Source organism: Streptomyces sp. NBC_00273 (assembly GCF_036178145.1).
Taxonomy (GTDB): Bacteria; Actinomycetota; Actinomycetes; order Streptomycetales; family Streptomycetaceae; genus Streptomyces.
Genome location: NZ_CP108067.1, coordinates 4,123,951 through 4,135,533 on the forward strand (window position 1 = coordinate 4,123,951; position 11,583 = coordinate 4,135,533).

At 71.4% G+C, this 11,583-nt stretch carries 13 protein-coding genes; 7 read left to right on the forward strand and 6 right to left on the reverse strand.

Annotation, left to right across the window (positions count from 1 at the left end):
• Positions 1 to 26: 26 nt before the first annotated feature.
• From OG386_RS17505 to OG386_RS17515, 3 genes are all read right to left on the reverse strand, one after another.
• Complete coding sequence (locus tag OG386_RS17505; RefSeq protein WP_384830317.1) at positions 27 to 425, reverse strand: WhiB family transcriptional regulator; 399 nt, start codon at positions 423 to 425, stop codon at positions 27 to 29.
• 130 nt (positions 426 to 555) lie between these two features.
• Positions 556 to 1,155 (reverse strand): TIGR03086 family metal-binding protein, encoded by a 600-nt coding sequence (locus tag OG386_RS17510; protein WP_328788932.1) that lies wholly within the window; start codon positions 1,153 to 1,155, stop codon positions 556 to 558.
• A 78-nt stretch (positions 1,156 to 1,233) separates the two neighbouring features.
• Positions 1,234 to 1,914, reverse strand: a complete 681-nt coding sequence (locus OG386_RS17515; protein ID WP_328788933.1) for a DUF1707 SHOCT-like domain-containing protein — start codon at positions 1,912 to 1,914, stop codon at positions 1,234 to 1,236.
• Positions 1,915 to 2,064: 150 nt separating this feature from the next.
• Here OG386_RS17515 and OG386_RS17520 point away from each other — a divergent pair, with 150 nt between their 5' ends.
• The 6 genes from OG386_RS17520 to OG386_RS17545 all read left to right on the forward strand — a co-directional run bounded on the left by OG386_RS17520 (position 2,065) and on the right by OG386_RS17545 (position 8,140).
• Positions 2,065 to 3,729 (forward strand): fumarate hydratase, encoded by a 1,665-nt coding sequence (locus OG386_RS17520; RefSeq protein WP_328788934.1) that lies wholly within the window; start codon positions 2,065 to 2,067, stop codon positions 3,727 to 3,729.
• 153 nt (positions 3,730 to 3,882) lie between these two features.
• Positions 3,883 to 5,322, forward strand: a complete 1,440-nt coding sequence (locus tag OG386_RS17525; protein WP_328788935.1) for a hypothetical protein — start codon at positions 3,883 to 3,885, stop codon at positions 5,320 to 5,322.
• Positions 5,323 to 5,334: 12 nt separating this feature from the next.
• A complete protein-coding gene (locus tag OG386_RS17530) occupies positions 5,335 to 5,946 on the forward strand; it encodes a hypothetical protein (RefSeq protein ID WP_328788936.1) in 612 nt (203 codons plus the stop codon).
• A 47-nt stretch (positions 5,947 to 5,993) separates the two neighbouring features.
• Positions 5,994 to 6,833, forward strand: a complete 840-nt coding sequence (locus OG386_RS17535) for a histidine kinase (protein WP_328788937.1) — start codon at positions 5,994 to 5,996, stop codon at positions 6,831 to 6,833.
• Positions 6,834 to 6,901: 68 nt separating this feature from the next.
• Positions 6,902 to 7,297: a hypothetical protein gene (locus tag OG386_RS17540; RefSeq protein WP_328788938.1), complete on the forward strand. Its 396-nt coding sequence runs from the start codon at positions 6,902 to 6,904 to the stop codon at positions 7,295 to 7,297.
• A 198-nt stretch (positions 7,298 to 7,495) separates the two neighbouring features.
• Positions 7,496 to 8,140, forward strand: a complete 645-nt coding sequence (locus OG386_RS17545) for a hypothetical protein (protein ID WP_328788939.1) — start codon at positions 7,496 to 7,498, stop codon at positions 8,138 to 8,140.
• Here the strand turns inward: OG386_RS17545 and OG386_RS17550 are convergent, their stop codons facing one another.
• Positions 8,141 to 8,470: a hypothetical protein gene (locus OG386_RS17550; protein ID WP_328788940.1), complete on the reverse strand. Its 330-nt coding sequence runs from the start codon at positions 8,468 to 8,470 to the stop codon at positions 8,141 to 8,143. It lies immediately after the preceding gene.
• Between OG386_RS17550 and OG386_RS17555 the strand changes: the two genes are divergently transcribed.
• On the forward strand, positions 8,469 to 9,242 hold the full coding sequence (locus tag OG386_RS17555; RefSeq protein WP_328788941.1) for a glycerophosphodiester phosphodiesterase: 774 nt from the start codon (positions 8,469 to 8,471) through the stop codon (positions 9,240 to 9,242). The genes OG386_RS17550 and OG386_RS17555 overlap by 2 nt on opposite strands.
• Positions 9,243 to 9,266: 24 nt before the next feature.
• On the opposite strand, the gene OG386_RS17560 is transcribed toward OG386_RS17555, so the two are convergent.
• Positions 9,267 to 9,743, reverse strand: coding sequence for a hypothetical protein (locus tag OG386_RS17560; protein WP_328788942.1), 477 nt, complete (start codon positions 9,741 to 9,743; stop codon positions 9,267 to 9,269).
• Positions 9,744 to 10,007: 264 nt separating this feature from the next.
• Positions 10,008 to 11,513: a ricin-type beta-trefoil lectin domain protein gene (locus tag OG386_RS17565; RefSeq protein ID WP_443053176.1), complete on the reverse strand. Its 1,506-nt coding sequence runs from the start codon at positions 11,511 to 11,513 to the stop codon at positions 10,008 to 10,010.
• Between the last annotated feature and the right edge of the window lie 70 nt (positions 11,514 to 11,583).

The window sequence follows — 11,583 nt, forward strand, 5'->3', positions numbered from 1 at the left end:
TCGATCACGCGCGACCCGCGACCGGCTCAGCCCGCCGCGGCGATCGGCCCGGCCCCGGGGGCCTGGCGCAGCTCGGCGGCCCTGCGCCGCATCCGCGCCAGCACCACGCGGCGCTCGGCCGCGGTGAGCCCGCCCCACACCCCGTACGGCTCGGGCTGCAGCAGCGCGTGCTCCCGGCAGGCGACCATCACCGGGCAGCGGGCGCAGACGCGCTTGGCGGCCTCCTCGCGGGAGAGCCGGGCGGCGGTCGGCTCCTTGGACGGCGCGAAGAAGAGCCCCGCCTCGTCGCGGCGGCACACCGCCTCCGCATGCCATGGGCCGTCCTCCGTCCTCGCCGGCACCCGCGGCTTCGGCACGGCTGCCGCACGCCCCGGAAAACTCTGGACGGCGGCTACCTGCAAGGACTGATGCGGCGGATGCGGCACGGTCTACTCCTGACGACGTATACGTGAGCGAGAGACGACGCACCTGTCCCTACCCGCTGTACGCGCCCCTATGCACCGCGCGCCACGGGCCGCCGGGGGTTCGTCCGAAACGAGACCCCACCGGCGACCGTCACGCCGCGGGTGCGGCCCAGTCGGGATCCCGTCCGAGGAAGGCCAGCAGGCGCGCCGCCGCGCCGTCGTCCGAGCCGGGCGCGAGGGAGCGGACCGGGCCGTAGGCGAAGCCGCGCAGGGGCTCGACGAGGACGTCGGCGGCCGGGCGCAGGGCGGCGGCCAGTGCGTCGGTCAGGCCCGGCGGACGGCCCGTGGCGACGGCGATGTCCCAGGCGTGCACGGCGGCGTCGAGGGCGGCGGCACCGATGGCCGTCTCGGCCGGTACGGAGAAGGGCGGCAGCGGCACGGCCACCTCGACGTCGCCGGGGGCGACCCCGGCGAAGGCCTCGGCCGCGGCCGCGAGCGCCGGGTCCAGCAGGCCCGCCGGCGTCCCGGCCAGGGCTCCGGAGGGCGCGAAGGGGTCCTCGGCGGGCCCGGGCCCGCCGGTCAGGCGGGCGGCGTACGCCAGCTGGTCGCCCGCGGCGTGCTGGAGGACCTGGGTGACGTTCCACTGCGCGCAGGGGGTCGGGCGGTCCCAGCCGTCGGCGGGTACCCCCGCGACGGCCTCGCGCAGCGTCGCGTACGCCTGGTCGAGCAATTCCCACTTGGTCGTCGTCATGGTCCGGACCCTAGGGGTCGTCCCTGCGGATCGTCGGCCGAATTTCGTCGGACCGGCCGCGCGCCGGGCCCTGCGGGCTCAGCCGTCCAGGCGCTTGCGCAGCTTGCGGGCCAGGTCCACCAGTCGGGCCCCGAGCTTGGGCCGCGCCTCGATGTTGCCCAGCAGGGCGAAGCCCCTCACGATCACCACCGGCGCCTGCGGATCGGTCTCGCCGCGGCCCTCGCCGCGCACCTCGAAGTTGCCGAGGACCCCGCTGCCGTAGCCGCGCAGGGTGACGTTCTCCGGGACCAGGACCTCGACGTTGCCGAGGACACAGGTCACGTTGATCTCGGTGACCTGCTGTTCGAAGACCGCCTCGGTGAGGTCGATGGTGATGTCGCCCATGACCGAGATCGCGCGGGTGTGCGCGCCCGGCCGCCAGCGGCCCTTTCGGGCGGAGCTGCTGCACACGGCCACTATGGTCTCGGCGGGGCCGCCGGGGGCGCTCGCGGGGGTCGCGTAGGCGGACGGGGCATGGGCGCCGCCGGGCGCGGGCAGATCCCGTACGAGCGCTTCCAGTTCGCCGACGGTCTTGACCGCGTAGAGCGTGTCCAGGCGGTCGGAATGCTCCTCGGCCGTCAGCCGGCCTTCGGCGAGGGCGTCGCCGAGGATCTGCGCGATCCGGTCCCGGTCCGCGTCGGAGGCGCGCAGCTCGGCGGGGGCGGCGGTCGCGGGTGCGGGTGCGGGTGCGGGGGCGGCGGGGTGCTTTTCCAGGTCCACGACGCCCAGCATAGCCAGACACGATAGATCGCGATACTGCCGAGTGAGCCTTACCTCACAGACACGCGCCCGGGGAGAGGTCCTACGCTGGTTAACCGCGCTGCCAATTGGTCGCCAGCGCCGTCTGCCGAGTGAGGAATGACTGCCGTCATGCCAGAGTTTGCGTACACCGACCTGCTGCCCCTGGGCGAGGACACCACCCCGTACCGGCTGGTGACCGCCGAGGGCGTGTCCACCTTCGAGGCGGACGGCCGTACGTTCCTCAAGGTGGAGCCGGAGGCGCTGCGCAAGCTCGCCGAAGAGGCCATCCACGACATCCAGCACTTCCTGCGCCCCGCGCACCTCGCACAGCTGCGCCGCATCATCGACGACCCCGAGGCCTCCTCGAACGACAAGTTCGTCGCGCTCGACCTGCTCAAGAACGCGAACATCGCGGCGGCCGGCGTCCTGCCGATGTGCCAGGACACGGGCACGGCGATCGTCATGGGCAAGCGCGGCCAGAACGTCCTCACCGAGGGCGGTGACGAGGCGGCCCTGTCCCGCGGCATCTACGACGCGTACACCCGCCTGAACCTGCGCTACTCGCAGATGGCCCCGATCACCATGTGGGAGGAGAAGAACACCGGCTCGAACCTGCCCGCGCAGATCGAGCTGTACGCGACCGACGGCGGCGCGTACAAGTTCCTCTTCATGGCCAAGGGCGGCGGCTCGGCCAACAAGTCCTTCCTCTACCAGGAGACCAAGGCGGTCCTCAACGAGGCCTCCATGATGAAGTTCCTGGAGGAGAAGATCCGCTCGCTCGGTACGGCGGCCTGCCCGCCCTACCACCTGGCGATCGTGGTCGGCGGCACCTCCGCCGAGCACGCGCTGAAGACCGCCAAATACGCCTCGGCGCACTACCTGGACGAGCTGCCCCGCGAGGGCTCCGCGCTGGGCCACGGCTTCCGCGACGAGGCCCTGGAGCAGCAGGTCTTCGAGCTGACCCAGAAGATCGGCATCGGCGCACAGTTCGGCGGCAAGTACTTCTGCCACGACGTCCGCGTCGTGCGCCTCCCGCGGCACGGCGCGTCCCTGCCGGTCGCCATCGCCGTGTCCTGCTCGGCGGACCGCCAGGCCACCGCGAAGATCACCGCCGAGGGCGTCTTCCTGGAGCAGCTGGAGAGGGACCCGGCGCGCTTCCTGCCCGAAACCACGGACGAGCACCTGAACGAGGCCTCGGACGTCGTCTCCATCGACCTGAACCAGCCGATGGACGACATCCTGGCGACGCTGACCGAGCACCCGGTCAAGACCCGGCTGTCGCTGACCGGCCCGCTGGTCGTGGCGCGCGACATCGCGCACGCCAAGATCAAGGAACTGCTGGACTCGGGCGCCGAGATGCCCCAGTACCTGAAGGACCACCCGGTCTACTACGCCGGTCCCGCGAAGACCCCCGAGGGCTACGCGTCGGGCTCCTTCGGCCCGACCACGGCCGGCCGCATGGACTCCTACGTCGAGCAGTTCCAGGCGGCGGGCGGCTCCAAGGTCATGCTGGCCAAGGGCAACCGCTCCCAGCAGGTGACGGACGCGTGCGGCCGGCACGGCGGCTTCTACCTGGGCTCGATCGGCGGCCCGGCGGCGCGTTTGGCACAAGACTGCATCAAGAAGGTCGAGGTCCTGGAGTACGAGGAGCTCGGCATGGAGGCGGTCTGGAAGATCGAGGTCGAGGACTTCCCCGCCTTCATCGTGGTCGACGACAAGGGCAACGACTTCTTCCAAAACCCGGCCCCGGAGCCGACGTTCACCCACATTCCGGTCCGCGGCCCGGGCCTGTAGCGCGAGGGCCGTGGGGCCCGGGGCGTTTCGACGCCACCGGGCCCCACGGCTACCCCGAGGACCGGCTCCGACCCCAAGCCGTCCGACAGCCGGGGGAATTCGAATGTATAGGCTGCCGTGCAGGACGTGATCGACGCACGGCGGGGGAACGGCATGTTGACGTACCAGGAAGTGATGACCACCGACTACGGACGCCTCCTGACGGCCGCCGACAAGTGGCAGTCGATGGCCGAGGAGCTCCGCAAGGTCGAAGGGCGCTACCGGGACAGCGTCCAGAAGGTCCACATGAGCGGCAACTGGGTGGGAGTCAGTGCGACCGCCTCCTTCACGAACTTCGCGGCGACCCAGTACGAGTACCAGGCCGCGCAGACCCAGGCGAAGGCGACCGCCACCCTGCTGCGCAACGCGCACCAGGAGCTGACCGAGCTCAAGAAGACCCTGGAGAACGCGCGCGCCGACGCCGTCAAGGCGGGGATGAGCGTCTCGGGGACGGGGGACGTGGCCTTCGACACCACGAAGCTCAGCGCCGCCGAGAAGAACGCCATGCATCACGACCCGGACTACATGACGAGCGTGCGGACCGCCGAGCAGTCCTGGCGCGACTACATCAAGGAGTGCGTCAAGGCGGTCGACGAGGCCGACCAGGACCTGCGCAAGGACCTGGAGGCGGTCGTCAAGGACGGCCAGGGCGGCAAGGGCGACGGCACGCCGGGCACCGGCTTCAACGGGCAGGCCGGGGAGGTCGCGAAGGCCGACGACGCGCAGAAGCAAGAACGCATGGACCTGGCCTGGTTGAAGAAGCGGGACAACGAGACCCTCGACGACTACATCGAGCGGCTCCAGAAGGACGGCCTGACCCGCCTCACGGGCAATCCGAAGCTGGCGGAACTGGTCACCAACGTCAACAAGGGCACCGTGACGGCCGGCGCCTTCGCCACCGCGCTCACGGCCGTCGGCATGAACTCCTTCAAACTGGCCAAGCACTTCAAGGACGTGAAGGCCGGCAACTTCCCGCAGGCCTTCAACTCGCCCGGCACCCTGATGGAACGGAACATCAACGCGCGCATCGCGGGTGGGGCTCCGGGCGGCCTGCTGAGCAAACTGCCCCCCAACGTCGTCGGCGCGATCACGGGTTCCGACGAAGCGGCCATGTGGGGCGCCAAGATGAAGAACGGTCGGTTCTTCATCCCGACGGCCTCCGAGGCCAACCTGGTGACGGTCGCCCGGCAGGGCGGCATGGCGAACGCCATGAAGGCGGCCGGTGCGATGCGCGGGCTGGGCGTGGTGGGAGGCGTCGCCGCCACCGCCTACGGCATAGCGAACCTGTCGACTTACGACGGCGACATGATCAAGAAGGATCCGGCCAAGTTCGCCACCGACCTCACGGGTACGGCCTTCAGCGCCTCGATGACCGCGATGACCGTGTGCCCCAACCCGATCACCGCGGGATTTGCCGTGGGAACCGGCATCGCCTACGGCGCCGCGCTGATCTGGGACAACCACGAAGCGATAGGCAAGGGCCTGGAGAAGGTCGGAGACGGCATCGCCGACGGCGCCAGGAAGCTCGGCAGCGCGCTGAACCCGTTCGACTAGGAGGGCAGAGACATGCACACCCAGAGCACCCCGTTCCAGTTGCGAACGTGGCAGGGCGGCGAGAAGCGTCCGGTTCGCCGGGTCATTTGGGAGGGGGAGTCCCCGGAGTGGGGCGAGATCACGGTTGCCGCGCTGCCCCCTGTGCACGACAACGTCCGCGCCACCCAGGTCACCGGCGGCCACATCCCGACGGTCGTCTTCGAGTCCCGCGGCATGCAGGTGATGATCACCGAACGTCCGACGCTCAACGGGCCGTCGCTGCGCGTCGGGGACGCCGTGGTGTACCTCAAGCGGAACCGGTGGGGGGCCACGCACCGGGGCCGCGCCCTGCACATGAAGCACGCCGGCGACCGGTACCGGCTCTGGGCGGTCAACCGCCGGGAGTACGTCCTCATGCGCGAGGCGGACAACCAGGACCGCGGAGTCACCATCAAGGTCAAGGAATCCGGCATCGCCAAGTGGAAGCGCGTCGACGTGAGCGTGACCGGCCGGGCCCTCGGGGCCGACATCGCGCTCGCCCTCGTCTTCGCAGGGGTCGACCGGTCCGTACTGACCAGGCGGGGTGCCGTGCGCGCGGGCTTCTCGCGGGTCTTCCACGTGGCGGCGGACTCCGCCCTGGGGTGACCCACCGACGACCGACCGACGAACCCATCGATGGAGCAAGTGAGCGTATGCCTTCCTATGACCTTTCCCGAGCCCGCTTCCGCCTGAGCGACGAGCACGTCTTCGTCCTCATCACGGTGGCGACCGGAGAGCCCGTACCGGACGAGTTCCACGCGGCGCAAGAGGAGCTGCGGGCGTGTGGACTGATCGACGGGAACGGGCAACTGGCCCATGTGCTCCTGCCCCTGATCGACACCCTGATCGCCCCGACCGTGGTCATCTCGCTGGAAGCGGTCGGCCGGCAGGGCCAGTTGAACCACGGACTGCTCATCGGTCAGGACCACGTCATCGCCCACCAGGCCTGGCCGGGCACGAGCGAGGCGGAGTACGCGTCCGTCGAGCCGAAGATGCTGGTGTGGGCGCTGGCGAACATGGTCAACCTGCAGCAGTCCGGTCCCGGCGGGAGCGCGGTGCACGCGGACGCGGTGGTCGAGACCCGGCTCGGGACGGTCGAAGCGGGTCTCGCCGCCCTGGAGGGCGTCTCCGCCGCCGAGGCCCCGGGTTCCGAGCGTTCCCACGTCCACGAGGCCTTGGCACAGGACCCGGCCCTCGGCGAGGCGCAGGCGACGCTGCTCGCCGCTCTCATCGCCGAACTGCGGTCGAGCTGGCGGATGACCGCTGCGTGGCGGGGCCGCGAGGACGGCCAGGACGGGGTGGCAGCACGCGGTTTCGCGGTGTGGGACTGCGGCCCGCTCGGGTACTGGCACCGGGAGCTGCCGGCCGAGCCGCTGGCCGCGGGACAGGTGGGCCCGGACAGCGCCGTTCGGCTGGTCCGGGTGGCACCGAAGAAGGTCTGGGACCTGATCGCGGAACTACTGCCCGAGGAAGCCGAGCTGCGGCACGTCTGAGCTCGGTGCACCGGGCTCGCGCGATGGTCGGACGTACGATCGGAAACGGATGAGGGGGAGGCCGAAACATGTCGCACGTGGACATGCGGTTGAACAGCACTGACGGTGGTGTCGCGGGGCCGGTGGCGCCCGGCGGGTCGGGGAGCTTCGGTTCCACTCCGGCCGAGAAGAAGGCTGCGGCGAACACGATCGAGACCGAGCTGGAGCCGAACACCAAGAAGGCCGCGGAGCACGCGGACGAGGCGACGAACAGCGCGATCACGGGTTTCGACGGGTGGGCCACCGCTGCGGGCCTGAAGAAGGTGTCGGACACCTGGGACGCGCAGGTCAAGAACCTGATGGGCCGGCTCTCGTCCGAGAAGACCGCACTGCGGGGCGCCTCGGGTCTCTTCGTGAGCAATGACGTCGGCCTCGGCAACCAGTTCCGGCCGATCGGCACCCAGTCGAAGCTGAACGGCCTCTAGGCCCCGTCGTCTCTTTCGGATCTTGCCGAGCCCGCGCACACCGCGGTCCGGGCCCCTAGCGCGACGGCCTGAGGGCCCCTCCCCCGTTCGGGGGAGGGGCCCTCAGGCATGTCCGCCCATCGGCAGATGGCAGGCCGGCGGGCTCCCGGCGAGGCTGTTCCCGTAGTCGAACGGGTCACCTTCAGCAGGGAGTTCACGATGAAGAACCGCAGGCGCGCCCTCGTCCTGGCCGGAACCGCCGCCGCTCTGGTGGCGACGCTGATCGCCGCGGCTCCGGCGCCGGCCGCACCGACCGCTTCTGCCGCGCCGGCCGCACCGGCCGCGCCGGCCGCACCGAAGCTCGCCTCGGTGCACGGCGGCGGGACGGTGGCCTACCCCTACGTCCCGAAGGAGCACGTCATCCGCTTCACCGTCGACGCCGACGCCGCCCCGTGGAGCAGGCCCTTCCCGGCCCGGGGCGGGGACCAGGGCATGCCGGTCGACGCGCGCGGCAAGGTGACCGTCTACCACGCCATGCCCGAAGAGAACTTCACCGCCGTCGCCGAGGCGGAGGTGGACTGCCTGGTCACCGGTGGCCGGACGGCCACGGTCACCGCCGTGGTCACGTCCTCGAACGTCGGCTGGGAGGGCAAGCGGATCGGGGTCAGCGTCCAGGACGGGGAGCGCGGCGCGCCCGACCGGGTGGGCTTCTCGTGGGGCATCGCCAACGTCGACGTGCAGCCCGACGGCTCGGTGTCCGAGCCCCGCGTGGGCACGTGCATGGCCCCGGCCCCCTTCACCGAGGTCACCAAGGGCGGCTTCAAGGTCACCACGGCGCCCTTGGCCCCACGGCCGAAGCAGTAGTCACGGCGTCGGACCCGACAGGTACCGGGCCTCAACGGGGGTGGCCCGGTACCCCGCCTTCCGCGCGGCCACCACCTCGGCGACCGTGAGCATGCGGTCCCGGATCCACGGAGGCGGTACGCCCCGGCCGCGGTCGCACCACCGGACGTCGTACCGGGTGCACGCGTAGGACGACTCCCAGGCCAGCTGCCCGTCCTCGAGAGATTGCCGGTCGTCGTGGGCGCACTCGTCGCAGGGCCCGCGGTGCAGGACGGCGTACATCTCCTGTCCGGCATCCGGGCAGCATGCGGCACCGGGCCGGTCACCGCATCCGGATAACGTCTGTCCCATGAACCGGCAGTCCATGCTCCCCGCCACCGCCCGCGCCGTCCGGGTGGTCGCCCACCGCGGGGCATCCCACGAGCACCCCGAGCACACCCTCGCCGCTTACCGGCAGGCCATCGCCGACGGAGCCGACGCGCTCGAATGCGACGTGCGCCTCACCGCCGACCACCAGCTGGTCTGCGTGCACGACCGGCGGGTGGAGCGGACCTCCGACGGGCGCGGGGTGGTCTCCGAAATGACCTACGCGCAGCTGTCCGCGCTCGACTTCGGGGCGTGGAAGGGAGCCGGGCACGCCGGGGCCCGGGTGCTGCTCTTCGAGGACCTGCTCCGCGAGGTGCTGGCCGCGCCCCGGCCGGTGGGGCTGGCCGTCGAGACCAAGCACCCGACCCGGGCCGGCGGCCGGCTGGAGGTCGAGCTGGTGCGGATGCTCCGGGAGTACGGGCTGGCCGACGGCGCGGCCGGGCTGGTCGAGGTGATGAGCTTCTCCCGCAGCGCTCTGACCCGGCTGCACCGGCTCGTGCCCGGCCTGCCCGCCGTCTACCTCATGGAACGGCGGCTGCGCCCGGTGCGCCCGCCCTACGCGACCCACGCGGGCCCGGGCATCGACCTCGTACGCCGGGACCCCGGGCTGGTGGGCCGGCTGAAGGCGAAGGGGCTGTCGGTGCGGGTGTGGACGGTGGACGAGCCGCAGGACGTGGAGCTGTGCCTGCGGCTCGGCGTGGACACGATCATCACCAACCGGCCCAGGCAGGTGCGGGAGCAGCTGGAGGGCCGCTGACGCGCGGCCCGTCGGCCGGGTCGGTCAGGCCCGCTGCCCCGCGGTGCGCGAAGACCGCGACGAGGAGCCGGCGCGCACGGCACCCGCACCGCAGGCGACGACGCCGGCCAGCGCGGTCACGAGCAGGGGGTTGGTCCAGCCCGGGACGAGCTCGACGCTGGGGCCGCCGGGGAACGCGCACACCCTCGACAGGGGGAAGTACCGCGAGGTGATCTTTATGTCGGCGTCGGGCGTCCGGTAGGACTGGGGGCCGAACTGCGCGGCGCGCTCTACGAGGCAGGGACGCGTGGGGCGGGAGTTGACGCCGGACAGGCCGCCGAGGGCGAAGGCGACGACGGCGACGCTCAGACAGGCCACGGCCCATTCCACCCAGGGGCCGACGGCGCCGCGGCTCATGCCCGGTCTTCGGGTCACCAGCAGGTGCACCGCTTTGGTGAGGAGGAAGGCTCCGGCCGGGAGGGCCAGCAGGAGGGCTGCGACTGCTACGAGGATCGAACTCACCCTTACGTGGGAACGGGGCATCGGGTCGGCGCCCGCCGGAGGCCGTCGGAGGCCGGGGGGCCATGGCCACCCTGCCACAACACCCCCTCCGAACAGCGGACATGCGTTCGCCGAACACGAGAACGTCCACACGGCATCCGGCTCCCGGCTCCCGGCTCCCGGCTCCCGGCTCCCGGCTCCCGGCTCCCGGCTCCCGGCTCCCGGCACGGAAACACCCGGCCGGGGTGCGCCGGCCGGGCGTGGGGGGCTGCGGGTGCGGGGCGGTTACACGAAGCGCTGGTTGGCGGACCCGTTGCAGGTCTGCAGGCGCAGCGGCTCGTGGGCGGCGGCCACCGTCAGGCACATGCCCGGGGCGGCAGCGGGGCGGAAGGTGGCACCGTCACGGACGAACTGCTGGTTCGCGCCGCCGTGGCAGTTCCAGATGATCAGGCCGGTGCCGGAGCCGTAGTTGGCGCCGGGGGCGTCGAGGCAGCGGTCCTGGGTCAGCTCGATGTGGACGGACTTGCGGACGCCGTCGTACCACCAGCCCTGGTTGCGACCGCCGTGGCAGTCCCATCCGACGATCTTGGTCTCGTTGGCGCTGGAGCCGCCGAAGGAGTCCAGACAGTTGCCGGTCGCCTCGTTCTTGAGGGCCTTGAACTTGTCGTCCCAGGCCCCGGCCTGCAGGACGGGCGTCCCGGTGCTCGCGGGGTCGGCGCAGGAGGCCTCGCGCAGGCCCGAGTCGTAGAGCTGGGTCAGGCACGACGCGAAGGCGCCGTGGCCGCGGTAGTTGGGGTGGAAGGACTGGCGGGCGGTGTTCTCGTCCCACGGGAAGTGGTCCCCGAGGTCCAGGTAGAGGCCGCGGGCCCAGGTGTCCTCCATGCAGACCTCGTGGCCGTGGAAGAGCCGCGAGTTGTCCAGGTAGACCGCGCCGGAGGCGAGGGCCGCCGCGCGCACGCCCTTCTCGAAGGCGGGCACCGCGTAGTTGCGGCCCCAGGCGGCGTCGGAGTCGTAGCCGGCGCAGCCACCGGGCAGCTTGCCGGGGAAGTTCGGGTTGTCGTAGAAGTCGGGCCCGATGGGGCTGGGGTAGCCCATCACGACGAGCTTGTAGTCGGAGTCGGCGTAACCGGCGTCGCGCATGACGGTCTTGAGGTCCGCGACCGTGGCTTCCACCTTGGGCTTCAGGCCGTCGACGCGCGCCTGCCAACCGGGCCCGTACTTGGGCTCGCAGGTGCCCTGGATGAGCACCCAGCGGGTCACGCAGTCGGTCATGACCGGGCCGAACTGGAGGTCGTCGTTGGCCCCGGCGACCAGCAGGACCATCTTGATCTTCGTGTTGCGCGCCTTGACGGCCAGGTTGTCGCTCTGCACCAGCTCGTCGGCGTACTGCTTGCTGCCGCCGATCCGGATGTTGCCGGTGTAGCCGCCGGAGCAGGCGACGTTGAAGGTCAGGTCGGCCGGTATGCCGGTGCGGTGGATCGCCGAGTCCGGCGAGCGGTGGCACTGGTTGTTCGGCGTGTTGGTCGCGGGGTCGTAGGTGCCGACGCCTTCGCCCGAAATCTCGCTGTCGCCCAGCGAGATCAAGCCGGTTTTGCGCTCGTTCAGCGGACGTACGGCAGGATCGCCGTAGATCTTGGTGGCCTCCGCGGCCCGGATGGCCTCCAGCTCGGGCGACAGCGGTACGACGACGGCCCCGGAAGCGGGCGCCGCCTGGGCCATGGGGGTGACGGCGGCGACACCCCCCAGGGCGGCCGCGATCGCCAGGGTGGCGGCGAAGGTAGATCTGAGCATGGGTCTCGTACGGGCACGTGCCATGGAACGCCTCCCCGAACATGGGTGTTACCCCCGGTATTTACTGGCC

Coding starts and splice junctions, on each gene's coding strand:
- OG386_RS17510 (WP_328788932.1), bottom strand. CDS start 1,155: ATGACGACGACCAAGTGGGAATTGCTCGACCAGGCGTACGCGACGCTG.
- OG386_RS17520 (WP_328788934.1), top strand. CDS start 2,065: ATGCCAGAGTTTGCGTACACCGACCTGCTGCCCCTGGGCGAGGACACC.
- OG386_RS17525 (WP_328788935.1), top strand. CDS start 3,883: ATGTTGACGTACCAGGAAGTGATGACCACCGACTACGGACGCCTCCTG.
- OG386_RS17530 (WP_328788936.1), top strand. CDS start 5,335: ATGCACACCCAGAGCACCCCGTTCCAGTTGCGAACGTGGCAGGGCGGC.
- OG386_RS17535 (WP_328788937.1), top strand. CDS start 5,994: ATGCCTTCCTATGACCTTTCCCGAGCCCGCTTCCGCCTGAGCGACGAG.
- OG386_RS17540 (WP_328788938.1), top strand. CDS start 6,902: ATGTCGCACGTGGACATGCGGTTGAACAGCACTGACGGTGGTGTCGCG.
- OG386_RS17545 (WP_328788939.1), top strand. CDS start 7,496: ATGAAGAACCGCAGGCGCGCCCTCGTCCTGGCCGGAACCGCCGCCGCT.
- OG386_RS17555 (WP_328788941.1), top strand. CDS start 8,469: ATGAACCGGCAGTCCATGCTCCCCGCCACCGCCCGCGCCGTCCGGGTG.
- OG386_RS17550 (WP_328788940.1), bottom strand. CDS start 8,470: ATGGGACAGACGTTATCCGGATGCGGTGACCGGCCCGGTGCCGCATGC.
- OG386_RS17565 (WP_443053176.1), bottom strand. CDS start 11,513: ATGCTCAGATCTACCTTCGCCGCCACCCTGGCGATCGCGGCCGCCCTG.